Genomic DNA, 25,753 nt, shown 5'->3' with positions numbered 1-25,753 from the left:
GACACCCGCTCACCACCCCAGGCGAACGAGAGCGGCGGAGGCGGTGGCGGCCATCTCCGCCACCCGGGCGGGACCGAGGTGCTCGGCGGCGAAGCCCATGTACTGGACGTGCACCTGCAGCGTGGCCCAGGCCGACTCGAGCGGGCCGGGGGCGCTGCGGGTCGCGGTATAGGCGGCGGGCGTGGCGGCGCCCTGCGCGTCCAGAACGGCGAGGTCGAGGCCGGCGGGAGCGGCCCGGGCGTTGCCCCAGTCGATGATCACGGTGCCGTCCGGACCGGCCAGCAGGTTGCCGCGGTGGGGGTCGCCGTGGACGAGGGTGCGTGGTAGCGCCTCCAACGCGGCGGCCACCCGCCGGTCGTCGCGCCAGCGCTGCAGGGCCCGGGCGGTGTCGACGAACCGGGCGTCGCCGGTGCGGGCCGACCCGCTCCGCACGGCGATCACGATGTGGTCGCACAGCCCCGCCCACCACGCCGCGTCGACGACCGGGACACCGGGCGGGAGGCGCCCGGCCCAGTGCGCGTGCACCCGGGCCAGGGTGGCGAACACCTCGTCGTCCACCGGCTCGTCGTCGGCGGGCGGGCTGCCCGGGTAGAACGGCGTGACGATCCAGTCCGGACCGGCGGCCAGCAGCCGGGGCCGCGCGACCCCGCGCACCTCGTCGAGGGCGCGCATGGCGGCGACCTCGACGGGCCCCGCCGCCTTGACCACGACGGCCAGCACGCGCCCGGCGGACTCGAGGTCGACCCGCTGCACCGCGTCGGCGACGAACCCGCCGGCCAGCCGGTGGCGACCCCGTACGACGACCGGCCCGCCCGCCCACCGCCGCACGGCGGGCAGCCACGCCCCGTCGGCCGGCGGGGCCGGCGCGCTCACCCGCGAAGCAGGTAGTACACCACCGCCGCGATCCCGACCGCGATCACCAGGCAGAGCCAGGAGTAGGGCAGCGGCCGGCGCTGCCAGGTGCGGCCGCGGTCGAGCGCGACGCGCCCGGCCCCGGTGAACAGCAGCGCCAGCGCACCACCGCCGAGCAGCAGGTCGATCTCCAGCGCGTCCGGGGCCGCGGCCGCGTACAGCGGCACGGTGCCCCACTTGACCGCCACCGCGACGATCTTGATGGACACCAGCCCGGCCGCGGCCAACGGCGTGAGCAACCCGAGCACGACGAACGCCCCGGCGGCCATCTCCGCGATGCCGAGCGCCCAGGCGAGCGCGTCGGCCTGAGCGACGAACCCGTAGCCGCGCAGGTTCTCCGCGGTGGCGGCAGGCCCGAGCCCGCCCCACATCCCGATGACCTTCTGCGCGCCGTGGGCGAAGAACAACCCGCCGATGACGAACCGCAGCACCAGCAGCCCGATGTCGGCGCTACCGTTCCAGGCGACCGGGCGGCGCCCGTCGGCGCGGTCGCGGTCGGGGATCACCGGCGGTTCGGCACCGCCGAGCGAACCGATGTCGAACGGACGGGTCTGGCCGGTGCTGCTCATGACGACGCCCCCGGATCGCTCGTGCTCGCGCTGCCTGCCCCCATGCTCGGACGATAGCGCTGCCGGAGCCCACCGCGCCGGGATCGGACCGGTTCAGTAGCCGTTCTGCACCAGGTTGGGGGGCATGCCCCCGCAGGCGAAGTGGGCCAGCTGCCCGGCGGCCACCCGGTAGGCCCTACCCAGCGCGAGCGGCACGGCGCCGCCCACGTGCGGGGTCAGCAGCAGACCCGGCGCCGTCCACAGCGGGTGCCCGGCCGGCAGCGGCTCCGGATCGGTGACGTCGAGCGCGGCCCGCAGCCGTCCGGCGACCAGTTCGGCGGTGAGCGCGTCGGTGTCGACCACGGGCCCGCGGGCCGCGTTGACCAGCAGCGCGCCGTCGGGCATCGCGGCCAGGAACCGGGCGTCGACCAGGCCGCGGGTGGCGTCGGTCAGCGGGACGAGCAGGACGCAGGCGTCGAAGCCCGGCAGCAGGTCGTGCACCTCGTCGATGCCGTGCACCCCGGCCCTCGGCCGGCTCGCGACCAGCGCCGTCGTCACCTCGAACGGCTCCAACCTGCGCACCGCGTGCTCGGCGACGTCACCGGCACCGACGATGAGGATCCGTTTGCCCGCCAGCTCCTCGGTCCGGCTGTAGTCCCACCGGGCCCGCGCCTGGGCGGCCGCGAAGCGCGGGAAGTGCCGGTACACCGACAGCAGGGCGGCCACGACCCACTCGGCGGTCGCCCCGCTGTGCGCCCCGCGGCAGTCCGAGAGCAGGACGCCCTCGGGCAGCCTGCCGATCCAGCGGTCCGCCCCGGCGCTGAGCAGCTGCACCAGCCGCAGCCCCGGCAGCCGCCCGGCCGGCGCGACCAGCTCGTCGGGGCTCTGGAACGGCGGGACGAACACCTGCGCGGCGTCCGCTCCGTCGGGGAGCTCGCCGGTCGCGCCGCGGCGGCCGGGTCGTACACCAGCGGCGCGAGGCCGGGAACCGCGGCCAGCGGCCCGACCCCCTCCTCGTGCGGGACCAGGACACCGATGTCGACCACGGGCCGACCGTACTCACCGGCCGCTCACTCGGCCGCGCCTAACCTGGCGACCGTGGCAGGACGGATGCGGCGCGCGCTCGCGGCGGCCGCGTTGGGCGTGCTGCTCGCCGGGTGCGCCGAGTTCCCCGACTCCGGGCCGCGGGAGTGGCGCGACAAGGTCGAGGGCAGCGGCGAGCTCGGCGGCCCGCCGCTGGTGCCCACCCCGAACCCGCCGAGCCCCCAGCAGCCGCCGCAGAGCGCGCCCGGCCCCAGCGGGGCCCCGCAGCCGCCGTCGGGCTGCGTCGACCCCGATCCGCAGGTCGTCGCCACCTGCCTGAACCCGGTGGGCGCGATCGCGGTCCTGCCCGACAGCGTCACCGCACTGGTCGCGGAGCGCGCCACCGGCCGCGTCCTGCAGGTGCGCCGCGGCGTCGCCCCGGTGCTGGTCACCACGGTCCCCACCGACACGAGCGGCGGCGGCGGGCTGACCGGGCTCGTGCTCTCCCCGTCCTACGTCGAGGACCAGCTGCTCTACGCCTACGTGACCACCCCCACCGACAACCGGGTCGTGCGGATCGCCGCCGGTGAGCCGCCCAAGCCGGTGCTCACCGGCATCCCGCGCGGCGCGACGAACAACATGGGGGCGCTGAGCGTCGACGTGGACGGCTCGCTGCTGGTGGCCACCGGCGACGCCGGCCGCCCGGCCGACCCCGCCTCACTGGCCGGCAAGGTGCTGCGGATCGACACCCTCGGCCGACCGGCCCGCGGCAACCCCGACCCGGCCTCGCCCGTGCTGAGCTCCGGAGTGCGGGCCCCCGGCGGCATCTGCACCGACCCGGCCACCACGATGACCTGGGTCACCGACCGCACCGCCACCCAGGACGTGCTGCACCTGCTGGTGCCCGGCCCGCTCCCGGCCCCCGCCTGGACCTGGCCCGACCGCCCCGGCGTCGCCGGCTGCATGGCCCAACCCGGGGTCGTGACGATCGCCCAGGTGAACGCGGCCTCGTTGTTCGTGCTGCGCCCCTCGGACAACGGCGCCTTCACCGGCGCCCCGGAGACGATCCTGCGGGGCACCTACGGCCGGCTCTGGGCCGCCGCCCTCGCCCCGGACGGGCTCCTGTGGCTGGGCACGGTCAACAAGGACGGCGGCAACCCCGTCCCCGCCGACGACCGCGTCATCCGCATCCAACCTCCCTCCGGCGGCGGCGAGAGCCGGGCTTGATCCCAGGTCGTGAGTGGAGAACGGTGCTCTGACCCGGTTTCCCACTCACGACGGTTATCCACAGATCCAGATCTCGGCACCAACCGCGGTGGGCTCGCCTCCACTGTTGCGCATCCCTTCCTCGATGCGAGCGGTGCCCGCCGCCCTGCCGGTCGAGCGGACGAGCACGTGGCGACGGATCTGCCAGCGGCGGTCCGGAGCGGTCACGCTCAAGCAGGCCCTGCAGTGCGGGTTCACCGCTGACGCCGTGTCGGCCCAGGTCACCGCCGGGTGGTGGCAACACCCCGGCCGCAGCGTGTGCACGGGCGCCGCGGAGGTCGTCACGGTGCTCCCGCGCTGGGGATGGGAGGGCGTTCCCACCCGGTGCGGCCGCTGCCCGGGTCGTGAGTGGAGAACAGGGCTACGACCCTGTTCTCCACTCACGCGGTGGTGTGGTGTGCCCCACGGGCCACCCCCCGGCCCCCCCCCCCCCGACTTCCTACGCCCGCTCCAGGATCAGCTCGCGGACCCGCTTGGCGTCGGCCTTGCCGCCGGTGGCCTTCATGACCGCGCCGACGATCGCGCCCGCGGCCTGGACCTTGCCGCCGCGGATCTTCTCCACGACGTCGGGCTGGGCGGCGAGGGCCTCGTCGACGGCGGCGACGAGGGCGCCCTCGTCGGAGACGACGACCAGGCCGCGGGCGGCGACGACGTCGTCGGGCGAGCCCTCGCCGGCCAGGACGCCGTCGACGACCTGGCGGGCGAGCTTGTTGTTCAGCTCCCCGGAGCCGACCAGCGCGATCACCCGGGCGACCTGCTCGGGGGTGATCGGCAGGGCGGCCAGCTCGACGCCCCGGGTGTTGGCCTGCTGGGACAGGTAGGCGACCCACCAGGAGCGGGCCTCACCCGCGGGGGCGCCGGCGGCGACCGTGGCCTCGACCAGGTCGAGGGCGCCCGCGTTGACCAGGTCGCGCAGCTCCTCCGGGGACAGCCCCCACTCGCCGGTGATCCGCCTGCGGCGCTCCCACGGCAGCTCGGGGAGGGTGGCGCGCAGCTCCTCGACCCACGCCGCGGACGGCGCGATCGGGGTCAGGTCGGGCTCGGGGAAGTAGCGGTAGTCCTCCGAGGTCTCCTTGCGCCGCCCGGCGCGGGTGGTGCCGCCCTGCTCCTCGAAGTGCCGGGTCTCCTGGACGATCGCGCCGCCGTCCAGCAGCACCCCGGCCTGCCGGGACATCTCGTGGCGGACGGCCCGCTCGACCGAGCGCAGCGAGTTGACGTTCTTGGTCTCGGTGCGGGTGCCCAGCTCGCCGGAGCCCTTCGGGGCCAGCGACAGGTTGACGTCGCAGCGCAGCGAGCCCTGCTCCATGCGCACGTCGGAGACGCCGAGCGCGCGCAGCAGGTCGCGCAGGGCGGTGACGTAGGCGCGGGCGACCTCGGGCGCGCGGGCCCCGGTGCCCGGGATCGTCTTGGTGACGATCTCGATCAGCGGCACGCCGGCCCGGTTGTAGTCCAGCAGGGAGTACTCGGCGCCGTGGATGCGCCCGGTGGCCCCGCCGACGTGCAGCGACTTGCCGGTGTCCTCCTCCATGTGGGCGCGCTCGATCTCCACCCGCACGGTGCTGCCGTCCTCCAGCTCGACGTCGAGCCAGCCGTCGACGGCGATCGGCTCGTCGTACTGGGAGGTCTGGAAGTTCTTCGGCATGTCCGGGTAGAAGTAGTTCTTCCGAGCGAACCGGCCCCACGGGGCGATCGAGCAGTTCAGCGCCAGGCCGATGCGGATGGCCGACTCCACCGCGGTGCGGTTGACCACCGGCAGCGCCCCGGGCAGGCCCAGGCACACCGGGCAGACCTGGGTGTTGGGCTCGGCGCCGAACTCGGTCGGGCAGCCGCAGAACATCTTGGTGTTGGTGTTGAGCTCGACGTGCACCTCGAGCCCGAGCGTCGGGTCGAAGCGCTCGACGACCTCGTCGAAGTCCACGAGCGTAGGAGCACTCATCGCTCTCCCTCGCTTCGCTCGGTCGGCGCTTCGCGCAAAGGGCGCTGTGTCGATGATTCGCTCGCGAGCTCGCTCATGCGGTCACCTCCGGAACGCGGTGGATCAGCGGGCCGCCGTCCTCGGCGTCGCGCGCGGCCTCGTAGGCCGCGGCCACCCGGTACATCGCGGCCTCGCCGAGGGCGGGCGCCATGACCTGCAGCCCGACCGGGAGCCCGTCGGCCAGGCCGGTGGGCACCGAGATGCCGGCCGTGCCGGCCAGGTTGGTCGGGATGGTGGCCAGGTCGTTGAGGTACATGGCCAGCGGGTCGTCGACCTTCTCCCCGATGGGGAAGGCGGTCGTCGGGGTCGTGGGCGAGACGAGCACGTCGGCCTTGGCGTAGGCGGCGGCGAAGTCGCGCGCGATGAGCGTGCGGACCTTCTGCGCCTGGCCGTAGTAGGCGTCGTAGTAGCCGGCGGACAGCGCGTAGGTGCCCAGGATGATCCGGCGCTTGACCTCGGGGCCGAACCCGGCCTCGCGGGTGGCCGCCATGACCTCCTCGGCGCCGGCGCCGGAGTCGACGCGCAGGCCGTAGCGCATCGCGTCGAAGCGGGCCAGGTTGGACGAGACCTCGCTGGGCAGGATCAGGTAGTACGCGGCCATGCCGTACTGGAAGTGCGGGCAGCTGACCTCGACCAGCTCGGCACCCAGCTTCTCCAGCCGGCGCAGCGCGGCCTCGTAGGACGCCTGCACGCCGGGCTGGTAGCCCTCGCCGCCCATCTCCCGCACGACGCCGACCCGCACGCCGGTCAGGTCGCCGGTGGCGCCCGACCGGGCGGCCTCCACGACCGAGGGCACCGGGGCGTCGATCGAGGTGGAGTCCATCGGGTCGTAGCCGCCGATGACCTCGTGCAGCAGGGCCGCGTCGAGCACGGTGCGCGCGCACGGGCCGGCCTGGTCGAGCGAGGACGCGCAGGCGATCAGCCCGTAGCGGGAGACGCCGCCGTAGGTGGGCTTGACGCCGACGGTGCCGGTGAACGCGGCCGGCTGGCGGATCGAGCCGCCGGTGTCGGTGCCGATGGCCAGCGGGGCCTCGAACGCGGCCAGGGACGCGGCCGATCCCCCGCCGGACCCGCCGGGCACGCGGGCGGTGTCCCACGGGTTGCGGGTGGGCCCGTAGGCCGAGTACTCGGTGGACGAGCCCATGGCGAACTCGTCCATGTTGGTCTTGCCCAGGATCGTGATCCCGGCCGCCCGCAGCCGGGAGGTGACCGTGGCGTCGTAGGGCGGGCGCCACCCCTCGAGGATCCTGGACCCGGCCGTGGTGGGCATGTCCGTGGTGGTGAACACGTCCTTGAGCGCCAGCGGCACCCCGGCCAGCGGGGACGCCGGCGCGGTGCCGGCGTCCAGCGAGGCGTCCACCAGCGAGGCGGACTCCAGCGCGGACTCCCCCGCCACGTGCAGGAACGCGTGGACCGTGTCGTCGACGGCGGCGATCCGGTCCAGATGGGCGCGGGTCACCTCGACGGCGGAGACCTCGCGGGTGCGGATCCTCTCGGCCAGCTCGGCCGCGGTCAGCCTGGTCAGCTCGTCCATCACGCCTCCTCGCCCAGGATCCGCGGGACCCGGAAGCGCCCGTCCTCGGCGGCGGGCGCGCCGGCCAGCGCCTGCTGCTGGCTCAGGCCGGGGCGGCGCTCGTCGGCGCGGAACACGTTCTCCAGCGGCACGGCGTGGGACATGGGCGGGATGTCGTCGGCGGCGACCTCGCCGACGCTGGCGACCGCGCCGAGGATGACCTCGAGCTGGCCCGCGAGCACGTCGAGCTCGTCGTCGGTGACGGCGAGCCGGGCCAACCGGGCGAGGTGCGCGACCTCGTCCCTGGTCAGGCCCGACGTATCGGCGGGCCCTTCGGTGGAACTCAAGAAGTCCTCCAGGCGAGAAGGGCAGGAGCCTGCGATGGGGGGCCGGCCGGTCGGGTCCCGCGACGGACACGCCATGGAGCCGGCTCCTGTCGAGTCTAGGGAACCGCCGCGGACCGGTCGCGCGGGTATCCACAGCCCGGACGCGCCCGGTCTCGACGATGTTGGGCCTTCGGGCCCCCGGGCTGACACAATCGCGAACCGGGGTGCCACGTCGGCCCGGCCGGCGCGCCGTCGGCCGTCCGATCGGGGTGGACGCGCCGTGGGTGTGCTGGGATCGGTCGAGGAGGCTTGGCGCGTGTCGTTCCTGCTCCGGGTCGTGCTGCCGGACAAGCCGGGCAGTCTCGGGGCGGTGGCCACCGCGCTGGGCAACGCCGGGGCCGACATCCTCGGCATGGACGTCGTCGAGCGCGCGCACGGGCTCGCCGTGGACGACCTCGCCGTCGAGCTGCCGCCGGGCCGCCCACCGGACGTGCTGATCACCGCGGCCGAGTCGGTGCCCGGCGTCGAGGTCGAGTCCGTGCGCCCGCACTCGGGCCGGCTCGACACCAGCCACGAGCTGGAGCTGATCGAGGAGATCACCGGCGACCCCGAGCACGGCATGCAGCTGCTGGCCGAGCAGGTGCCGCGGATCTTCCGGGCCGGCTGGGCGCTGATCGCCGTGCGCGAGGGCTCGCGGTCCTACCGGCTCGCCGAGAGCTCCGCCGCCCCCGAGACCAGGGCGGGCGACCTGCCCTGGCTGCCGCTGGCCAAGGCCGTGGTGATCGACCCCGCCGTGCACTGGGTGCCCGAGCCGTGGAGCGCGCTGGACACCGAGCTGGCCGCGGCGCCGTTCGGCCCGAACGCCACGGCGCTGGTGGTCGGCCGGCCCGGTGGACCGGCGTTCCGGCCGTCCGAGCTGGCCAGGCTGACCCACCTGACGGGGATCGTGACGACCGTGCTGGGCGGCTGACCGGTGGGGCACCCGTGGACCAGCGTGCCCGACTGGGTGGGCGCGGCGCTCCGCCCCGAGTTGGAGGGCGCGACCGACGACATCATCACCGCCGTCCGGGCCGAGGTGCCCGACTACGCCCGGCCGCTGACCGGCCGCTTCGGCATGCGGATCACCGAGGGGGTCTCCGCGGCGCTGGGTCAGTTCCTGGACCTGCTCGGGCGCGACGAGCCGCTCGGCGACGACCGGGTCTACCGCGCGCTGGGCCTGCTGGAGCACCGGGAGGGGCGCACGCTGGCCGCGCTGCAGTCGGCCTACCAGGTGGGGGCGCGGACCCTGTGGCGGCGGATGTCGAGCACCACCACGGCCCGCACGCTGGGCCCGGAGGCGATCTTCAGCCTGGCCGAGGCGGTGTTCGGCTACATCGAGCGGCTGTCGGCGGCCTCGGTGGCCGGCTGGGCCGACGAGGAGGCCAACCGGGCGGGATCGCTGCAGGCGCGCCGGCACGCCCTGGTCGAGGTGCTGGCCCGGTTCCCCCCGGCCTCGGCGATCGAGGTGGAGCGGGTGGCCGCGGCGGCGGGCTGGCCGCTGCCGCCGCGGCTGGCGGCGCTGGTCGTCGACGAGGCCGTGGCGGTCGCGTCGCGGCTGCCCACGACGATCGCCGCCGACCTGGACCCCGTCGGGGTGGCGCTGGTCGCGGTGCCCGACCGCACGGGGTGGCTCGACCGCGTGCGGACCGGGCTGGCCGGGCGCACCGCGGTGCTCGGGCCCGTCGTCGAGCCGGGCCAGGCCCACCGCTCCATCGCCAGGGCGCGGGCCGCGTGGCCCCTGCACCAGGCCGGGTTGCTGCAGCAGCCCGGCTCGACCGAGAACCTGGTGCGCGCCGAGGAGCACCTGCTCACGCTGCTGCTGGCGGCCGAGCCCGAGCTGACCGCCGACCTCTGCGGGCGCGCGCTGGCCCCGCTGCGGGCCATGCCGGAGGGTGCCGCGGGGCGGGCCGAGGAGACGCTGCGGGCCTGGCTGGACGCGCACGGCGACGTCACCGCGGCCGCGGCGACGCTGCACGTGCACCCGCAGACCGTCCGCTACCGACTGGCCGGGCTGCGTGAGGCCCTCGGCGGCGCCCTCGACGACCCCGACCAGCGCCTGGAGCTGACGATCGCGCTGCGCGCCGGGCGGCCGACCAGCTGAGCCGTGCGCCCGCTCCCCCGTTCGGGGAGGCTGGGCCCGTGGCCGATGCGATCATCGAAGACGACACCGACGACGGCACGTACGACCTGGACGCCGGGTGGGACCTCGACGCCCTCCGCGCGCAGACCCCCGGGTGCGCGCACCGGACCCACCTCAACAACGCGGGCGCGGCCCTGATGAGCACCGCGACGCTGACCGCGATGACCGGCCAGCTGCAGCTGGAGGCCACGATCGGCGGCTACGAGGCCGCCGCGCACGCCCGCGAGCACATCGACGCCACCTACTCCGCGCTCGCCGAGCTGGTGGGCGGGCGGCCCGACGAGATCGCGCTGTTCGACAACTCCACGCACGCCTGGAACGCGGCCTTCTACTCGCTGCCCCTGCGCCCCGGCGACCGCATCCTGACCGGGCGCGCCGAGTACGGCAGCAGCGTGCTCGCCTACCTGCAGGTGGCCCGGCGCACGGGGGCCGAGCTCGTGGTGGTGCCCGACGACGCCGACGGGCGGATCGACCTCGACGCGCTGGCCGGCCTCGTCGACGAGCGCACGAAGCTGATCGGCCTGACCTGGGTGCCGACCTCGGGCGGCCTGGTCAACCCGGCCGCCGAGGTCGGCCGGATCGCCCGCGACGCCGGTGCGCTCTACCTGCTCGACGCCACCCAGGTCGTGGGGCAGCTCCCCGTCGACGTGGCCGCGCTGGGCTGCGACGTGCTGACCGGCACGGGGCGCAAGTTCCTGCGGGGCCCGCGCGGCACCGGTTTCGCCTGGTTCGGTCCCGGGGCGCTGCAGCGGCTCGACCCGCACGTCGTCGAGATCAGCGCGGCCACCTGGGACGGGGGCCGCGGGTTCCGCTGGGCCGAGGGCGCGCGCCGGTTCGAGACCTGGGAGAACAGCTACGTCAACGTGGTGGGGCTGGGCAGCGCCGTGCGCCAGGCCATCGACCTCGGGCTCGACGCCGTCGCGCGCCGGGCCGTCGCGCTGGGCGAGCGGCTGCGCCGCGGCCTCGACGACGTGCCCGGGGTGCGGACCCACGACCGGGAAGCCGAGCGCTGCGCCATCGTCACGGCCGACGTGCGGGGCCGGGACACCGCCGACGTCGCCGCGGCGCTGGGCGCCGAGGGCATCAACGTCAGCACGACCGTGCCCGGGCACAACCAGCTCGACGAGCGCGGGGTCCACCCGCTCGTGCGCTTCTCCCCGCACTACTACAACACGGTCGAGGAGCTGGACCGGGCGGTCGCCGCGGTCGCGGCGATCGCCCGGTCCGCGGGCTGAGCGCGGTCAGCCGGCCAGGCGGACCGGTGCGCCGTTGACCGGGCGGGCCGGGCCGGTCTGCACCGGGAGCGCGGTGACCGGCGCGCCCTTCTTCTTGCCGCCGCCGGGGAAGGCCAGCCGGCAGATGGTGCGCACGACCTTGCCGTACTGCTTGGGCAGCGAGCCCGCGGTGTAGGTCAGGCCGTAGCGGTCGCAGATCTCGCGGATCCGCGGGGCGATCTCGGCGTAGCGGTTGCTCGGCATGTCCGGGAACAGGTGGTGCTCGATCTGGTGGCTGAGGTTGCCGGTCATGATGTGGAACAGCGGGCTGCCGGTGAGGTTGGCCGAGCCCAGCATCTGCCGGACGTACCACTCGCCCTTGGTCTCGCCCTCGAGCCGGTCCTCCTCGAAGGTCTCGGTGCCGTCGGGGAAGTGCCCGCAGAAGATCACCGCGTGCGACCAGACGTTGCGGATCACGTTGGCGGTCAGGTTCGCCAGCGCCGTGCGCAGGAAGTTCGGCCCGGACAGCGCCGGGAACAGCAGGTAGTCCTTGGCGAGCTGGCGGCGCAGCTTGCGCCAGAGGACCTTGAGGTCGGCCTGCAGCTCCGCCTTGGTCTTGGTGCCCTCCTGGACCCGGTCGAACTCCAGGTCGTAGAGCGTGATGCCCCACTCGAAGATCAGCGACAGGCCGACGTTGGTCAGCGGCTGGATCAGGTCGACGGGCCGCCAGTCCTGCTCCGGGGTGATCCGCATGATCGAGTAGCCCAGGTCGCGGTCCTTGCCGCGCACGTTGGTGAACGTGTGGTGCTCGTAGTTGTGCGTCTTCTTCCAGGCCTCGGCCGGGGTGGTGTGGTCCCACTCCCAGGTCGTGGAGTGGATCCGCGGGTCGCGCATCCAGTCCCACTGCCCGTGCAGGACGTTGTGGCCGATCTCCATGTTGTCCAGGATCTTGGCCACGGCCAGTGCGAGCGTGCCGGCCACGAAGGCCGGGGGGAACCGGGAGAACAGCAGGGCTCCGCGCCCGGCCATCTCCAGGCCGCGCTGCACCGCGATCACCTTGTGGATGTAGGCGGCGTCGGCCTCGCCGCGGCTGTCCATGACCTCGGCGCGGATCGCGTCGAGCTCGGCGCCGAGGGCCTCGACCTGCTCGGCCGTCAGGTGGGCGGCGGCGCTGGGCTTGATCTGGGGGCTGAAGGTGATGGGGGTGGGGGGCACGGGGGTCTCCTCAGAGCTCGATCTCGACGTCGCCTGCGGCACCGGATACACAGGTGCGCACGGCGAGGCCGGGTGTGTCGGTCAGGTCACCGGTGTGCAGGTTGCGGATCGCGCCGGAGCGCAGCTTCCCGACACAGGTGTGGCAGATGCCCATGCGGCAGCCGTTGGGCAGCAGCGCTCCGGCTGCCTCCCCGGCCGCCATGAGCGGGGTTCCCGGGCCGGCGTCGGCGGAGATCCCGCTGGTCGTGAACGAGACGCGCCCACCGGTGAGGCCGTCGGCGACCGGGGTGGGCGGCACGAACCGCTCCAGGTGCAGCGCGTCCGGGTCGCCGGCGCGCGCCCAGTGCTCGGTGAGGGCGTCCAGCATGGCCGTCGGCCCGCAGGCCCAGGTCTGGCGGGCGGTCCAGTCGGGCACCACGTCGGTGAGCGTCTCCGGCGTCAGCCGGCCCTCCAGCGCCGTGTGCCGCTCGATCAGGGTGAGGCCGGTGGCCGCGGCCAGTGCGCGCAGCTCGGGCCCGAAGACGAGGTCGGCGGGCGTGCGGTCGCAGTGCACCAGCACCGCGCCCGACAGCGACTCGGACCGCCCGGCCAGGTCGCGCAGCATGCTCATCACCGGGGTGATGCCGCTGCCCGCGGTGAGGAACAGCAGCTTCTCGGGCACCGGGTTCGGTAGCACGAACTCGCCGGCAGGCGGCCCGATCCGCAGCAGGGCGCCGACCGGGGTGCGGTGCGCGAGCGCCCCGGAGACGGTGCCCCCGGGCAGCGCGGTCACGGTCACCGCGAGCAGGCGGTCGCCGGGGGCGGAGGTCACCGAGTAGGTGCGCCACTGCCACACGCCGTCGATCCGCAGACCGACGCCGACGAACTGGCCGGCGACGTGCTCGGGGTGCGAGGGGCCGGGCTGCAGCAGCAGGGTGGTGGTATCCGCGGTCTCCCTGCGGACACCGACGACGCGGGCGTGCGGCTCGCGCCGCGACCACATCGGGTTCAGGGTGCCGAGCAGGTCGTCTGGCAGCAACGGCTGGGTGAACCACCCCGCCACGTGCCGTGCGCGCTGTCCGATCGAGCCGAGAACTCCCATGACTCGACGCTATGGCCCGGTCCCGATCGACGCCCACGCTCTCGCACACGTTCGCGGCCGGGTTTCTTTGGCCTCAGCCACAATCGCCGGACACGCCGGATTCGACCCGCCGATCAGGTGGGGATGCCCCCACCAGCGGGTACCCGGTAGTCCCGACCATGCGACGGCGGGCCTCAGACGCGGATGGCCAAGGCCGCGCGGGCGAGGTCGTCGTTGCCGGTCGCGAGCCACCCGTCGGGCCGGTTGAGCACGTCCTCGAAGCCGATGCGGGTGTCCATGCCCATGCGCAGCGCGTACTCCAGGACGGGCCAGGCGCCGTCCTCCTCGCCGTGCAGCAGGATCGGGACGCGCAGCGTGCCCAGCGCGCGCAGGATGCGGATGGCCTCGGCGACCGAGGTCTCCGGGTCGGAGACGGTGGACTCGGCCAGCACCCTGGTGGTGCCCGGCGGGATGCCGTGCTTGGTGAGGGTGACCGCGTCGCCGCTGGTCCAGACGCCGAGCTCGACGCCGATGCGGGCCTGGTAGGCCGCGGCGCAGACCTTCTCCCAGCCGCTCTCGTGCACGTTGACCGAGCACACGTCGGGTTTGCCGACCCCGAGGCGCCCCCAGGACAGCACCGCCTCGACCCGCTTCTCCGGGTCGGGCTGGATCCACCGCCCGGTGGCCACGCCGATCTCCATGTTCGGCACCTCGGCGCGGATCGCCGCGACTGCGTCGCCGACGTGCATCGGGTCGAGCGTCTCCTGGGCCTTGGCGTCGCGCGGGTGCACGTGCACCGCGGAGATCCCGAGCCGGGCCACGGCGCGCGCGTCGCGGGCGAGGTGGCGGGCCAGGACGGGGAGGGCCGGGTGGGCGTCCTCCGGGCGGGATCCATTCAGAACCGCCTGCAGCACGGACCCGCCCCCTTCGTCGAACCTTCAATGAAGATCATACGTGCGACCAGTGGGGCACCCGTGCGGCGTCACCCGCGGGTGACCCGGCTCACCCGTTCAGCCTGCGCCGACCGTGGCGATCTGCCGCGCCGCATCCGGGCCCTGCTCCAACAGGACGCCGAAACCGGCCTCGTCGAGCACCGGGACCCCGATCTCGATGGCCTTGTCGAACTTGGAGCCGGGTGCTTCGCCCGCGACCACGAACGCCGTCTTCTTCGAGACCGAGCCGGCCGCCCGACCGCCGCGCGCCATGATGGCCTCCTTGGCCTCGTCCCGGGACCAGCCTTCCATCGAGCCGGTGACCACGATGGAGAGCCCTTCCAGTGTGCGGGGGACGGAGGAGTCCTGCTCGTCGACCATGCGCACGCCCGCGCGGCGCCACTTGGCCACGACCTCACGGTGCCAGTCGACGGTGAACCAGTCGCGCACGGCGGCGGCGATCGTCGGGCCGACCCCCTCGACGCCCGCGATCGGGGCCAGCGCCTCGGCCAGCGCCTTCGCCTTGGCGCGGGCCGCGGCGCGGGCCGCCTTCTCCGCCGCCGCGACCCGGGCCTCCTCGGCGGCGGCGCGCTCCTCCTCGGACGGCTCCGCGGAGCCGGCGGGCTCGGCGGAACCGGCCGGCCCGGCGCTCTCGGCGGCCTCGGCCGACCCGGCGCCCTCCGGCACCTCCCCCGCCGCCACGGCGTCGGCCGCCGCGGCGTCCGGGTCGGCCGCCGAGCCGTCGGAGATGATGGCGACGCCGGCGGCCTCGGTGGCCCGCGCGGCCTCGGCGGCGGCCGCCTCGATGGCGTCCATCGAGCGGAACTCCCTGGCCAGCGCCTGGGCAGCGGTCGGGCCCACGTGCCGGATGGACAGCCCCACCAGCACCCGCCACAGCGGGCGCTCCTTGGCCGACTCGAGGTTGGCCAGCAGCTTGCGGGCGTTGGCCGAGAGCTCGCCCGCCTTCGTGCGGAACAGCTCGACGCGCAGCAGGTCGTCCTCGGTGAGGCCGAAGACGTCGCCCTCGTCCTGAACGACGCCGGAGGTGAGCAGCGCGACCGCGGCCTCGTAGCCCAGGACCTCGATGTCGAACGCGCCCCGGCCGGCCACGTGGAACAGCCGCTCGCGCAGCTGCGCGGGGCAGGACCGGGCGTTCGGGCAGCGCTGGTCGACGTCGCCCGCCTTCTGCCGGACGAGCGCCGTGCCGCACTCGGGGCAGTGCGTGGGCATGACGAACTCGCGCTCGGTGCCGTCGCGCAGGTCGACGACGGGCCCGAGGACCTCCGGGATGACGTCGCCCGCCTTGCGGATGACGACCCGGTCGCCGATGAGCACGCCCTTGCGACGCACCTCGTCGGCGTTGTGCAGGGTGGCCAGCGCGACCGTCGACCCGGCCACGACCACCGGCTCCATCTGCGCGAACGGCGTGACCCGACCCGTGCGCCCGACGTTGACCTGGATGTCGAGGAGCTTGGTGGTGGCCTCCTCCGGCGGGTACTTGAACGCGATGGCCCAGCGCGGGGCCCGCGAGGTGGACCCCAGCCTGCGCTGCAGGGCGACCTCGTCGACCTTGACGACCACGCCGTCGATCTCGTGCTCGATGTCGTGGCGGTGCTCGCCCCAGTGCTCGACGTGGGCGACGACGTCGTCGACGCCGGTGAGGACCTTCGTGCGCTCGGAGACCGGCAGCCCCCAGGCGCGCAGCGCGTCGTAGCCCTGCGACTGGCGCTCCAGCGCGAACCCGCTGCGCTTGCCGAAGCCGTGGCAGATGAGCCGCAGGTGGCGCGAGGCGGTGACCCGGGGGTCCTTCTGGCGCAGCGAGCCCGCCGCGGTGTTGCGCGGGTTGGCGAAGGGCGGCTTGCCCGCCTCCACCAGCGAGGCGTTGAGGGCCTCGAAGTCGGCCAGCCGGAAGTACACCTCGCCGCGGATCTCGACCAGCTTCGGCACCGGGAACTCGTCGGTGCCGGTGAGGCGCTGGGGCACCTCCTCCAGCGTGCGCATGTTGAGCGTGATGTCCTCGCCGGTGCGGCCGTCGCCGCGGGTGAGGGCCCGGGTGAGCGCGCCGTCCTCGTAGAGGAGGTTGACGGCCAACCCGTCGATCTTGAGCTCGCACAGGTAGTGCAGCTCGCCCTCGCCGACCTCCTTGGCCATGCGCTCGGCCCAGCCGCGCAGCTCGTCGGTGGTGAACGCGTTGTCCAGGCTGAGCATGCGCTCGAGGTGGTCGTGGGCGGTGAAGTCGGTGTTGAACCGGCTGCCGACGTTCTGCGAGGGCGACTCCGGGGTGACCAGCTCCGGGAAGCGCTCCTCCAGCGCCAGCAGCTCCCGCCACAGCTCGTCGAACTGGCCGTCGGAGACGACCGGGGCGTCCAGCACGTAGTACCGGAAGCGGTGCCCGTTGATCTCCTGGGCCAGCTGGGCGTGCCGCTGGGCGGCCTGCTCCGGCGATGTGGCCTGCGACGATGTCGAACTCACGCGGGTGAGGTTACCGAGCGGGACCGACAGCCGGGCGACGTCAGCGCGCGTCCGGCTCCAGGTGGCCCAGCAGGACGCGCAGCAGCCGGTCCAGCTCGACCCGGTCGGCCGGGGTGAGCGGGTCGAGCAGCCGCTGCTCGTTGGCCACGTGCTCGGCCACCGCCGCGTCCACGGCTCGCCGCCCGTCGGCCGTGAGCTCCACCCGCATGCTGCGCCGGTTAGCCGGATCGAGCGAACGCGCGATCATCCCGGCCGCCTCCAGCCGGTCCAGCCGGTTGGTCATCGCCGCGGGCGAGAGCATCATCGTCCGGGCCAGCACGCCGGGGGTGAGGACGAACGGGTGGCCCGCCCGGCGCAGCGCGGCCAGCACGTCGAACTCGCCGGTGGTCAGCCGGTGGCGGGCGAACACCGCCTCGATCGCCGGGCCCACGAGCCCGACCAGCCTGCCGAGCCTGCCGAACAGCGCCATCGCGGCCAGGCCCTCCTCGGGGAGGTCCGGTCGCTCCGTCCGCCACTGCTCGATGTGCCGGTCGACTGCGTCCACCGGGAGATCCTACATCGTCGAACTCCTTGACCTCATACATTTCGATGTCGTACTTTTCGTCCATGACCGTAGACAACTTCTGGAAGGCCGTCGTCCGATGATCGGGTTGCGGGTGGAGACCGAGGTGGACGGGCCGGCCGCACGGGTGTGGGAGCTGCTCGGCGACTACCGGCGCGACCCGGAGTGGCGGGCGGGGGTGACCACGATGGACCCGTCCCCGGCCGGACCGGCCGCGCCGGGCCAGACCACCGACGAGCAGATGCGGTTCGCCGGCCGGGCCTACCGCAACGGGGGCCGGGTGGAGTCCGTGGGGCCGGGCCGGACGCTGTCCTGGCGGACCACGTCGGGCATCGACGCCGACGGCAGCCGCACCGTCGAGGAGCTGCCCGGCGGGCGCAGCCGGGTCCGGGTGCAGACGAACGTCCGCCCGGACGGCGTCAACCGGCTGCTCGCGCCGGTGCTGGGGGTGCTGCTGCGCCGGCAGCTGGTGGGCGACCTGCGGCGGCTGCGGGCGCTGGTCGAGCGGGCGACCGCGGGGTGACGGGGGGGCGGCCGCGGGGACGGCCGGTCGGCGCGGGCGCATCGGGGGTGCGCCCGCGCCGTCAGGACTGCTCGTCGGGCGGGTCGGTGAACAGCACGGCGATCTCGCGGGTCAGGGTGAGCGCCCGACGGGCCCACTCCGGGGACGCCCCGGCCAGGCCGCAGGTCGGGGTGGGCACGGCCAGGGTGGCCAGCCGGTGCCGGTCGAAGCCGAGGCGGTCGGCCAGGTCGAGGGCGGGCCGGGCCAGGGACTTGTCGCTGACCCGCCCGCGCGGGGCGGTGCTGGGCACCAGCCCCAGCAGCAGTGGGGTGCCGGCGTCCCACGTCTCGCCGATGGCGTCGAGCTGAGCGGTCTCGGCGGTCCGCCCGGCCACCCCGGGCAGCGTGGCGTCGATGCCCACGGCCGCGGCGCCGACGTCGGCCAGCAGCCGCAGCGGCGGGCGGTCCGCGCAGCAGTGCAGCACCACGGGCACGCCGACCGCGGCGATGATCTCCCGCAGCAGGTCCTTGGCGGCCGGTTCGGCCACCACGCGCACGGTGCCGTAGCCGGAGGGGGTGGGCAGCGAGCCGGCCAGCACGGCGGGCAGCGTGGGCTCGTCGAGCTGCAGCAGCACCTGCGCCCCGGTGCGGGAGGCCACCTCGGCCACGTGCGCCCGCAGCCCCTCGGCCAGGCTGGTCGCGAACTCCCGCACGGCGCCCCGGTCGGTGAGCACGCGGTGGCCCGTGCGCAGCTCCACCGCGGCCGCGAGGGTCCACGGGCCGGCCGCCTGCACCTTCACCCAGCCCGGGCGGACGGGGTCGCAGGCCTCCTGGAAGGCGTCCAGGTCGCGGCGCATGAAGTCGACGGCCCGGCGGTGCTCGTGGCCGGGCCGGGCGGCCACCCGGTAGCCCGACGGCCGCACCTCCACGGCCAGGTCGACCAGCAGCCCGGCGGCGCGGCCGATCATGTCGGCGCCGACGCCGCGGTCGGGCAGCTCGGGCAGGTGCGGCAGCAGCGGCAGCTCGCCCACGACGACAGCGGCGGCTTCCAGGGGCTGGGTGCCGGGCATCGAGCCGACGCCGGTGGCCGCGCCGTCGGGCCAGCGCGGGGCGGGCCCGGTCTCCTCCCGGTCGGGCTCCGCGGTCTCGGGGACGGTCAGGGGCCCGCTTCCGACCGTCTCCCCTGGCCGCGCGCCGGCCAGTCCGGCCGCGGCCAGTGCCGCCGCGATGGGGTCGTCGGTGCTCACCCGCGGTGTGTACCAGGTGCGGGCCGGGTCGGCGGGGCCGGGCCGGGTGCTAGTGGTCGCAGGTGCCGCCGCAGTGCCGGTCGTGTGCCTGTCCCCGACGGCCGTGCCCGGGTTTGCTGCGGTCGCACCACGCGGCGGCCGACCGGTCGCCGCGCACGACCGAAGGGACACCGCACCGATGTCGACCCTCGCCCGCCGGGCCGCCCGCGCCGCCGCCGTGATGGGCGGGCCGGGATGGTGTCGGTGGACGGCTGCTCCGGCGAGTGCAACCCGCTCGCGCACGACGTCGGGACCGACACCGACCGGATCGTCAGCGGCCAGACCGGCCTGGCCAAGGGCACCGGGTACTGCACGGCCAACGCCAGCTGGGTGGACGACCGCGGCAACCGGCACCTGGGCGTCACCGACTGAGCACCCGGCGGGCGGGCGCGCCGGGGTGACGTCCCGGCCGGGCCGGCGGTGGCGCCGCCGGCCCGGTCAGTCCTCGCGGTAGCGCGCGTCCACCAAGCAGTAGACACCGAAGGCGACCAGGCCGGCGGCCAGCGCCACCAGCACGGGGGCGCCGAAGGGCTGGCGGCCCAGCGCCTGCAGGCCGGCGTCCAGCCCGACCGGCTCCTTCGGGTCGTACTGCAGTCCGGCGACCACCAGCAGCGCGCCGGGCAGCCCGTAGACCACGCCGAGGGCGCACCAGCCGACCTGCCCCAGCCGGGTGATCAGCCGCCGGCGGCGCGCACCCTCGCCGCTGAGCTGCAGGTCGCGCAGGAACTCCTTCTTCACCCCGCGGTAGACGGCGTAGGCGCCGCCCGCGACCAGGGCGAGCCCGCCCAGCGCCACCAGGTACCGGCCGCCGGGCAGGTCGAACACGGCCGCGGCGAACGATTTGGACAGCGACGGGGCCCCGCCGGTGGCCGCGATCGAACCGGCCGAGTAGGCCAGCACGGCGAAGAGGGCCGCCTCGGCCGCGTTGATGGCCCGCCGCACCGCCTGCTCGCGGGCCGGGACCCCGCGGTGGCCCCAGATCGCCTCGGCGAGCTGCCAGAGCACCAGTGCGGCCAGCCCGGCGGTGATCACCCAGAGCAGGACGGCGCCTGCCGGGGTGGACGCGACCTGCCCGAGCGCACCCTTCTTGTCGGCCTGCTCGGGCTCGCCGAACGGCACCTGCACCACCAGCCCGGCGATCAGCAGGTGCACCACGCCGTAGGCCACCAGCCCGACCCTGGCGAGCAGCTTGACGGGCTTGCTGTCGGCGACGTCGTGGACGGCGTCGACCGGCTGCGACAGAGCGGACAAGGCGCACCTCCTGGGGCGGACGCCGCAGAGTGCCCGATTCCCCCGGGGACTACTCCCTGCAACCGGCCGCCCGCCGTACCCGCGCTACCGGGTGGCGCTGATGGTGGCCGAGCCCAGCACGACGTCGCCGTCCGGGTCGGGCCGGTAGAGGGCGATCGCCTGACCGGGCGCGACCCCGCGCAGCGGCTCGTCCAGCTCGACGACGACGCCGTCGCCGTCCACGACGGCCGTGGCGGCGGCCAGGCCGCCGTGCGCGCGGACCTGGGCCACGCAGGCGAACCGGTCGCCAGGGGCCTCGCCCGCCGACCACACCGGGCGCCGGGCCTCGACCGTGCGGACGTCCAGCGCGGACGCCGGGCCCACCCGGACCGTGCCCGAGACCGGCTCGATGCCCAGCACGTAGCGCGGGCGGCCGTCGGGGGCCGGGGCGTCGATGCCCAGGCCCTTGCGCTGCCCGACGGTGAACCCGTGGATGCCGTCGTGGCGGGCCAGCTCGGCGCCGGTCTCGGCGTCCACCACCGCGCCGGGCCGGGGGCCCAGCCGGGCCCCGAGGAAGGTGCGGGTGTCGCCGGAGGGGATGAAGCAGATGTCGTGGCTGTCGGGCTTGTCGGCCACCCGCAGCCCGCGCTCGGCCGCCTCGGCCCGCACCCCGGGCTTGGGGGTGTCGCCGATCGGGAACACGGCGTGCGCCAGCTGGTCCCGGGTCAGCACGGCCAGCACGTAGGACTGGTCCTTGTCGGCGTCGACGGCCCGGCGCAGCTCGCCGCCGAGGTTGCGGGCGTAGTGGCCGGTGCACACCGCGTCGAAGCCCAGGGCCAGCGCGCGGTCCAGCAGCGCCGAGAACTTGATCTTCTCGTTGCACCGCAGGCAGGGGTTCGGGGTCTGGCCCTGCGCGTAGGCGGCCACGAAGTCGTCGACGACGTCGGCGCTGAACCGGGCCGCGAAGTCCCACACGTAGAACGGGATGTCGAGCACGTCGGCGGCGCGGCGGGCGTCGGCGGCGTCCTCGCGGGAGCAGCAGCCGCGCGAACCGGAGCGCAGCGCGTCGGGCGTCTCGGACAGCGCCAGGTGCACCCCGACGACGTCGTGGCCGGCGTCCACGGCCCGGGCCGCGGCCACCGCCGAGTCGACACCGCCGCTCATCGCGGCCAGTACGCGCACGGCTAGTGCCTGCCCGCGGTGACGTGCTGGCCCGCGCGCCGGGCCCGCTCGACGACCTGTCCGATCACCGCGGCGACGGCGTCCACGTCGGCGTGCGTGGAGGTGTGGCCGAAGGAGAACCGCAGCGAGCCGCGGGCGGTGGCCTCGTCGGCGCCCATCGCCAGCAGGACGTGGCTGGGCTGGGCCACCCCGGCCGTGCAGGCCGAGCCGGTGGAGCACTCGATGCCGTGCGCGTCGAGCAGCATGAGCAGGCTGTCGCCCTCGCATCCGGGGAACGACAGGTGGGCGTTGCCGGGCAGCCGCGACGGGCCGCCGTCGATGACGGCGGTGCCCGGGTCGCCGTTGAGGGTGGCGTCGGGCACCGAGGCCAGCACCTTGCCGATGAGGTCGTCGCGCAGGCCCGACAGGGTGGCGGCCCGGCGCGGCATGTCGGCCACGGCGACCTCGACGGCCTTGGCCAGCGCCACGACCGAGGGGGTGTCCAGGGTGCCGGAGCGGACGTCGCGCTCCTGGCCGCCGCCGTGCAGCAGCGGCGTGAGCGCGATCTCCCGGCCGAGCAGCAGCACCCCGGCCCCGTACGGGCCGCCCAGCTTGTGCCCGGTGAGGGTGAGGGCGTCGACCTCCGACGCGGCGAAGTCGACGGGCAGCACGCCGACGGCCTGCACCGCGTCGGTGTGGATGGGCACGCCGAACTCGTGGGCGACGGCGGCCAGCTCGCGGACCGGGTTGACCGTGCCGACCTCGTTGTTGGCCCACATCACCGAGACCAGCGCGGCCGAGGCGGGGTCGCGGGCCAGTGCGGCGCGCAGCGCGGCCGGGCTCACCCGGCCCAGCTCGTCGACGCCCAGCAGCTCGACCTCGGCGTCCTCGTGCTCGCTGAGCCAGGTGGCCGCGTCCAGCACGGCGTGGTGCTCGATGGCGGAGACCAGGACCCGGCGGCGGCGCCGGTCGGCCGAGCGGCGCGCCCAGTACAGGCCCTTCACGGCGAGGTTGTCGCTCTCGGTGCCGCCGGTGGTGAGCACCACCTCCGACGGCCGGGCGCCGACGGCGGCCGCGATGCGCTCGCGGGCCTCCTCGACGTCGCGGCGGGCCCGCCTGCCCGACGTGTGCAGCGAGGACGCGTTGCCGGTGCGCCGCATGGCGTCGGCCATCGCCAGCACCACCTCGTCGAGCACCGGCGTGGTGGCGGCGTGGTCGAGGTAGGTCGTCTGCCCTGGGGAGGTCACGTCCGTCGTTGCCATCAGCCGCCATCTGTCGAACCACCCGTCCGGTGAACCCGGTCCGGTCGCCGTGGCCAAGGGTAGACGCGCGACTTCTCAGGCGGCGAGCGCTGCCTCCCGCGGGGCGCTCCGGCGGGTGGCCCCGGTCACGGGCGGCGCCCGCCCACCAGCCGGCGCAGGTAGCGGGGGTCGATGTGGTCCAGGCCGAGCAGCACCAGGAAGTCGGCGCAGTGCGACTCCGCGTCGTAGGCGGGCGGTCCGCAGACCCAGGCGCCCAGGCGCAGGTAGCCGTGCAGCAGCGGCGGCGGCTGGGCGCGCAGGCGGCGGCGCACGCCCCGGGGGTCCCACGGGCGCACCGGCTGGGCCACGTACTCCGGCGGCGCCAGGTGGCGGGCCAGCACCCGGTCGTACACGCTCGCCGCGGCCCGGCCGCCGTCGTCGAGCGGGATGCCGACGCGGCCGGTGACCCAGCGGTGGCCGCTGAGCACCAGGTAGCCGGCGATGCCTGCCCACACCATCTCGACCACCGACGCGTCGCGGTGGTCGGGGTGCACGCAGGCGCGCCCCACCTCGACCAGCGACGAGCGCAGCGGGGCGAGCGCGGTCAGGTCGAACCCGCCGTCGGAGTGCAGGCCCCCGGCCAGGGCCGCGCGCTCCGGCGGGAGCAGCCGGCAGGTCCCGACGACCTCGCCGGTGGCGTCCTCGCGGACCAGCAGGTGGTCGCAGTGCGCGTCGAAGCGGTCGACGTCCAGCCCGGGGACCGGCGCGCGCGGGGCGGCCCCGCGCTCGTCGGCGAAGACCCGGTGGCGCAGCCGCTGGGCGGCCCGCACCTCGTCCGGGTCGTCGGTCAGCAGCATCGAGTAGCGGGAGGCGGCTGCGCCCGGGGTGCGGACCAGTACCTGGGCTGAGCTCACGCGAGATGGATACGGGCCGGCGGCGACGGTTCCGCTCACGCCGACCGACGCCATCATGGCGCCGGGGTGAACTTCGCGCTCCGAGCCCGCCCCGAACGCCAGGAAAGCCACGATGCCGCCCTCTGCGGGCGGCATCGTGGCTTTCCTGGACCAGCGGCCCGGGGAGATCAGCCCTTGCGCTTGGCGATCTCTTCCTTCAGCTGCGGGGCGACCTGGAACAGGTCGCCCACGACGCCGAAGTCGGCGATCTCGAAGATCGGCGCCTCGGCGTCCTTGTTGACCGCGATGATCGTCTTCGAGGTCTGCATGCCGGCCCGGTGCTGGATCGCCCCGGAGATGCCCAGCGCGATGTAGAGCTGCGGCGACACCGTCTTGCCGGTCTGCCCGACCTGGAACTGGTGCGGGTAGAAGCCGGAGTCGACCGCCGCCCGGGACGCGCCGACGGCCGCGCCGAGCGAGTCGGCCAGGCCCTCGATGATCGAGAAGTCGTCGGCGGAGCCCACGCCGCGCCCGCCGGAGACCACCACGCTGGCCTCGGTGAGCTCGGGGCGGTCGCCGCCGGTGATCGGCTCGGTGCTCTGCACCGTGGCGCCGCGACCGGCGGCCGCGGGCACCTCGACCCGCTCCTCGGTGCCGGCGCCCGCGACGGCCTCGACGTCGATCGCGCCCGCCCGGACGGTGACGACCGGGTGCTCGGTCTTCGCCTCGGCCTGGGCGATGTAGGCGCCGCCGAACACCGAGTGCGTGGCGCCGACCCGCCCGTTCGCCGACACCGCGACGACGTCGTTGAGCCAGGCGGAGTCGGTCCGCACGGCCAGCCGGCCGGCGATCTCCTTGCCGTCCGCGCTGGCGTTGATCAGCACCGCGACCGGAGACGCCGACTCGACCAGCGCGGCCAGCACGTCGACCTGCGGGCTCAGGAAGTCGGTGCGGTCGGTCTCCGCGACGTAGATCTTCTCGGCGCCGTTGGCGGCCAGCGCGGACGACAGCCCCTGCGCGGTGCCGGGGGCGCCGACGACGACCGCGGACGGCTCGCCGAGCGCGCGCGCCGCCGTCAGCAGCTCGAACGTGCTCTTCCTGACCTCACCCTCGACGTGGTCGACGAGGACCAGAACTTCGGCCATGGGTCTTCTCCTTCGCTCGTCGGACCGGGTCAGATCAGCTTCTGGGACACCAGGAACGCGGCGATCCTCTGGCCGCCGTCGCCCTCGTCGGTGACCTTCTCGCCCGCGCTCTTGGGCGGCTTGGGCTGCGCGGAGGTGACGCTGCTCAGCGCACCGGCCGCACCCACCTCCCCGGCGTCGATCCCGGCGTCGGCCAGCGACAGGGTGGTCACCGGCTTCTTCTTGGCCGCCATGATCCCCTTGAAGGAGGGGTAGCGCGGCTCGTTGATCTTCTCGCCGACCGAGACGACGGCAGGCAGCTCCGCGGTCAGCACGGTGACGCCGTCGTCGGTCTCGCGGCGCACGGTCACCGATGAGCCCTCAACGGTGATCTCGCGGGCGTGCGTGAGCGCCGGGACGCCCAGCAGGTCGGCCACCATCGCCGGGGTGGCACCGCCGCGCCCGTCGGAGGCCTCGTTGCCGGCCAGCACCAGGTCGAACCCGTCGACCGTGCCGATGACCTTGGCCAGCGCCTTGGCGGTGGACACCGCGTCGGAGCCGGCGAGCGCGCCGTCGCTGAGGTGCACGGCCTTGTCGGCGCCCATGGACAGCGCCTTGCGGATGGCCTCGGTGGCGCGGTCGGGGCCCATCGTCACGACGGTCACCGCGGAGCCGTCGTTGGCTTCCTTGATCTGCAGCGCGGCCTCGACCGCACGCTCGTTGATCTCGTCGAGGACGGCGTCGGTGGCGTCCCTGTCCAACGTCCCGTCCGACGCGTCGAGCTTGCGTTCCGAATAGGTGTCCGGCACCTGCTTGACCAGCACGACGATGTTCATCGGACCTCTTCGACCTCCTGCCGGTGCGGGCGACCCGCGATGGACCCCGCCGGCCGGCGCGGCTGCCGTCCACGGCGCCGACGCCGGAATCGATCGGGGACTTCCAGGACCTGCTGCTGGGACCTTCACATGCGACTCCGCCGCCCGCGACCGCGGTCCCGCACGCCGGGCGACCCAACCCGGTCATTGTTACCAGGGGGTATACGACCGGCAATCGGCGCACGGGTGAAACCGGTCACTCCGGTGTCACGAACCGGTCGACCGGTCCCCGCAGTCCTGTTGGC

The 25,753-nt window shown here is 75.0% G+C and carries 24 protein-coding genes; 6 read left to right on the top strand and 18 right to left on the bottom strand.

Annotated features, from left to right (window positions below):
- Positions 1–9: 9 nt before the first annotated feature.
- The 3 genes from KDL28_RS35070 to KDL28_RS35060 all read right to left on the bottom strand — a co-directional run bounded on the left by KDL28_RS35070 (position 10) and on the right by KDL28_RS35060 (position 2,366).
- Entirely contained in the window at positions 10–873 is an 864-nt protein-coding gene (locus KDL28_RS35070) for a phosphotransferase (RefSeq protein WP_252445656.1), read from the bottom strand.
- The gene (locus KDL28_RS35065; RefSeq protein WP_252445653.1) at positions 870–1,481 is read right to left on the bottom strand and encodes a DoxX family protein; all 612 of its coding nucleotides are present in this window, start codon (positions 1,479–1,481) and stop codon (positions 870–872) included. The genes KDL28_RS35070 and KDL28_RS35065 overlap by 4 nt, the downstream gene beginning before the upstream one ends.
- A gap of 93 nt (positions 1,482–1,574) precedes the next feature.
- Positions 1,575–2,366 carry an NAD(P)-dependent oxidoreductase gene (locus KDL28_RS35060; protein WP_308216107.1) on the bottom strand — a complete coding sequence of 264 codons (792 nt, stop codon included), beginning with the start codon at positions 2,364–2,366 and terminating at the stop codon, positions 1,575–1,577.
- A gap of 192 nt (positions 2,367–2,558) precedes the next feature.
- Here KDL28_RS35060 and KDL28_RS35055 point away from each other — a divergent pair, with 192 nt between their 5' ends.
- Positions 2,559–3,710, top strand: coding sequence for a PQQ-dependent sugar dehydrogenase (locus KDL28_RS35055; RefSeq protein ID WP_252445651.1), 1,152 nt, complete (start codon positions 2,559–2,561; stop codon positions 3,708–3,710).
- Positions 3,711–4,188: 478 nt separating this feature from the next.
- Here the strand turns inward: KDL28_RS35055 and gatB are convergent, their stop codons facing one another.
- The 3 genes from gatB to gatC form a co-directional block, all read right to left on the bottom strand.
- A complete protein-coding gene (gene gatB / locus KDL28_RS35050; protein ID WP_252445646.1) occupies positions 4,189–5,685 on the bottom strand; it encodes an Asp-tRNA(Asn)/Glu-tRNA(Gln) amidotransferase subunit GatB in 1,497 nt (498 codons plus the stop codon).
- Positions 5,686–5,758: 73 nt separating this feature from the next.
- A complete protein-coding gene (gatA, locus tag KDL28_RS35045; protein WP_252445644.1) occupies positions 5,759–7,258 on the bottom strand; it encodes an Asp-tRNA(Asn)/Glu-tRNA(Gln) amidotransferase subunit GatA in 1,500 nt (499 codons plus the stop codon).
- Positions 7,258–7,584 (bottom strand): Asp-tRNA(Asn)/Glu-tRNA(Gln) amidotransferase subunit GatC, encoded by a 327-nt coding sequence (gatC, locus tag KDL28_RS35040; RefSeq protein WP_252445641.1) that lies wholly within the window; start codon positions 7,582–7,584, stop codon positions 7,258–7,260. The genes gatA and gatC overlap by 1 nt, the downstream gene beginning before the upstream one ends.
- Before the next feature lie 295 nt (positions 7,585–7,879).
- Between gatC and KDL28_RS35035 the strand changes: the two genes are divergently transcribed.
- Genes KDL28_RS35035 through KDL28_RS35025 form a run of 3 tightly spaced genes read left to right on the top strand, consistent with a single transcriptional unit; the run spans position 7,880 to position 10,977 of the window.
- Positions 7,880–8,533, top strand: coding sequence for an ACT domain-containing protein (locus KDL28_RS35035; RefSeq protein WP_252445638.1), 654 nt, complete (start codon positions 7,880–7,882; stop codon positions 8,531–8,533).
- Positions 8,534–8,557: 24 nt separating this feature from the next.
- Positions 8,558–9,703, top strand: a complete 1,146-nt coding sequence (locus KDL28_RS41845; protein WP_252445637.1) for a PucR family transcriptional regulator — start codon at positions 8,558–8,560, stop codon at positions 9,701–9,703.
- A gap of 38 nt (positions 9,704–9,741) precedes the next feature.
- Positions 9,742–10,977 carry an aminotransferase class V-fold PLP-dependent enzyme gene (locus KDL28_RS35025; protein WP_252445636.1) on the top strand — a complete coding sequence of 412 codons (1,236 nt, stop codon included), beginning with the start codon at positions 9,742–9,744 and terminating at the stop codon, positions 10,975–10,977.
- Positions 10,978–10,983: 6 nt separating this feature from the next.
- On the opposite strand, the gene KDL28_RS35020 is transcribed toward KDL28_RS35025, so the two are convergent.
- From KDL28_RS35020 to KDL28_RS35000, 5 genes are all read right to left on the bottom strand, one after another.
- A complete protein-coding gene (locus KDL28_RS35020; RefSeq protein ID WP_252445631.1) occupies positions 10,984–12,171 on the bottom strand; it encodes a fatty acid desaturase family protein in 1,188 nt (395 codons plus the stop codon).
- A 10-nt stretch (positions 12,172–12,181) separates the two neighbouring features.
- The gene (locus KDL28_RS35015) at positions 12,182–13,252 is read right to left on the bottom strand and encodes a ferredoxin reductase (protein WP_252445628.1); all 1,071 of its coding nucleotides are present in this window, start codon (positions 13,250–13,252) and stop codon (positions 12,182–12,184) included.
- Positions 13,253–13,425: 173 nt separating this feature from the next.
- Positions 13,426–14,145 carry a 3-keto-5-aminohexanoate cleavage protein gene (locus KDL28_RS35010; RefSeq protein ID WP_252445625.1) on the bottom strand — a complete coding sequence of 240 codons (720 nt, stop codon included), beginning with the start codon at positions 14,143–14,145 and terminating at the stop codon, positions 13,426–13,428.
- A 96-nt stretch (positions 14,146–14,241) separates the two neighbouring features.
- Positions 14,242–16,635 carry an NAD-dependent DNA ligase LigA gene (gene ligA, locus KDL28_RS35005; RefSeq protein ID WP_252445622.1) on the bottom strand — a complete coding sequence of 798 codons (2,394 nt, stop codon included), beginning with the start codon at positions 16,633–16,635 and terminating at the stop codon, positions 14,242–14,244.
- 40 nt (positions 16,636–16,675) lie between these two features.
- Positions 16,676–17,179: a MarR family winged helix-turn-helix transcriptional regulator gene (locus KDL28_RS35000; RefSeq protein WP_252445620.1), complete on the bottom strand. Its 504-nt coding sequence runs from the start codon at positions 17,177–17,179 to the stop codon at positions 16,676–16,678.
- A gap of 97 nt (positions 17,180–17,276) precedes the next feature.
- Between KDL28_RS35000 and KDL28_RS34995 the strand changes: the two genes are divergently transcribed.
- Complete coding sequence (locus KDL28_RS34995; RefSeq protein ID WP_252445618.1) at positions 17,277–17,720, top strand: SRPBCC family protein; 444 nt, start codon at positions 17,277–17,279, stop codon at positions 17,718–17,720.
- Positions 17,721–17,781: 61 nt separating this feature from the next.
- Here the strand turns inward: KDL28_RS34995 and KDL28_RS34990 are convergent, their stop codons facing one another.
- Complete coding sequence (locus KDL28_RS34990; RefSeq protein WP_256503359.1) at positions 17,782–18,858, bottom strand: uroporphyrinogen decarboxylase/cobalamine-independent methonine synthase family protein; 1,077 nt, start codon at positions 18,856–18,858, stop codon at positions 17,782–17,784.
- A 321-nt stretch (positions 18,859–19,179) separates the two neighbouring features.
- Between KDL28_RS34990 and KDL28_RS34985 the strand changes: the two genes are divergently transcribed.
- The gene (locus tag KDL28_RS34985) at positions 19,180–19,356 is read left to right on the top strand and encodes a hypothetical protein (protein WP_252445616.1); all 177 of its coding nucleotides are present in this window, start codon (positions 19,180–19,182) and stop codon (positions 19,354–19,356) included.
- Positions 19,357–19,422: 66 nt separating this feature from the next.
- Here KDL28_RS34985 and KDL28_RS34980 read toward each other — a convergent pair whose 3' ends face one another.
- From KDL28_RS34980 to KDL28_RS34955, 6 genes are all read right to left on the bottom strand, one after another.
- Positions 19,423–20,235: a DUF1206 domain-containing protein gene (locus KDL28_RS34980; RefSeq protein WP_252445614.1), complete on the bottom strand. Its 813-nt coding sequence runs from the start codon at positions 20,233–20,235 to the stop codon at positions 19,423–19,425.
- An 84-nt stretch (positions 20,236–20,319) separates the two neighbouring features.
- The gene (mnmA, locus tag KDL28_RS34975) at positions 20,320–21,396 is read right to left on the bottom strand and encodes a tRNA 2-thiouridine(34) synthase MnmA (protein WP_252445613.1); all 1,077 of its coding nucleotides are present in this window, start codon (positions 21,394–21,396) and stop codon (positions 20,320–20,322) included.
- 2 nt (positions 21,397–21,398) lie between these two features.
- Positions 21,399–22,637, bottom strand: a complete 1,239-nt coding sequence (locus tag KDL28_RS34970; protein WP_252445609.1) for a cysteine desulfurase family protein — start codon at positions 22,635–22,637, stop codon at positions 21,399–21,401.
- 125 nt (positions 22,638–22,762) lie between these two features.
- Positions 22,763–23,530 carry a GNAT family N-acetyltransferase gene (locus KDL28_RS34965; protein WP_252445603.1) on the bottom strand — a complete coding sequence of 256 codons (768 nt, stop codon included), beginning with the start codon at positions 23,528–23,530 and terminating at the stop codon, positions 22,763–22,765.
- A 167-nt stretch (positions 23,531–23,697) separates the two neighbouring features.
- Entirely contained in the window at positions 23,698–24,654 is a 957-nt protein-coding gene (locus tag KDL28_RS34960) for an electron transfer flavoprotein subunit alpha/FixB family protein (protein WP_252445602.1), read from the bottom strand.
- Between the two features lie 29 nt (positions 24,655–24,683).
- Positions 24,684–25,469, bottom strand: a complete 786-nt coding sequence (locus tag KDL28_RS34955; RefSeq protein WP_252445599.1) for an electron transfer flavoprotein subunit beta/FixA family protein — start codon at positions 25,467–25,469, stop codon at positions 24,684–24,686.
- Positions 25,470–25,753: the final 284 nt, after the last annotated feature.

The organism is Pseudonocardia humida (assembly GCF_023898865.1).
In the GTDB taxonomy this organism is placed as follows: Bacteria; Actinomycetota; Actinomycetes; order Mycobacteriales; family Pseudonocardiaceae; genus Pseudonocardia; species Pseudonocardia humida.
This window is presented reverse-complemented; position numbering and strand designations above follow the sequence as displayed.

Bases quoted from the DNA above. Each gene is read 5' to 3' on its own strand.
- KDL28_RS35065 (WP_252445653.1), bottom strand. From the start codon at position 1,481: ATGAGCAGCACCGGCCAGACCCGTCCGTTCGACATCGGTTCGCTCGGC.
- gatB (WP_252445646.1), bottom strand. From the start codon at position 5,685: ATGAGTGCTCCTACGCTCGTGGACTTCGACGAGGTCGTCGAGCGCTTC.
- gatA (WP_252445644.1), bottom strand. From the start codon at position 7,258: ATGGACGAGCTGACCAGGCTGACCGCGGCCGAGCTGGCCGAGAGGATC.
- KDL28_RS35015 (WP_252445628.1), bottom strand. From the start codon at position 13,252: ATGGGAGTTCTCGGCTCGATCGGACAGCGCGCACGGCACGTGGCGGGG.
- KDL28_RS34995 (WP_252445618.1), top strand. From the start codon at position 17,277: ATGATCGGGTTGCGGGTGGAGACCGAGGTGGACGGGCCGGCCGCACGG.
- KDL28_RS34985 (WP_252445616.1), top strand. From the start codon at position 19,180: ATGGTGTCGGTGGACGGCTGCTCCGGCGAGTGCAACCCGCTCGCGCAC.
- KDL28_RS34970 (WP_252445609.1), bottom strand. From the start codon at position 22,637: ATGGCAACGACGGACGTGACCTCCCCAGGGCAGACGACCTACCTCGAC.
- KDL28_RS34960 (WP_252445602.1), bottom strand. From the start codon at position 24,654: ATGGCCGAAGTTCTGGTCCTCGTCGACCACGTCGAGGGTGAGGTCAGG.
- KDL28_RS34955 (WP_252445599.1), bottom strand. From the start codon at position 25,469: ATGAACATCGTCGTGCTGGTCAAGCAGGTGCCGGACACCTATTCGGAA.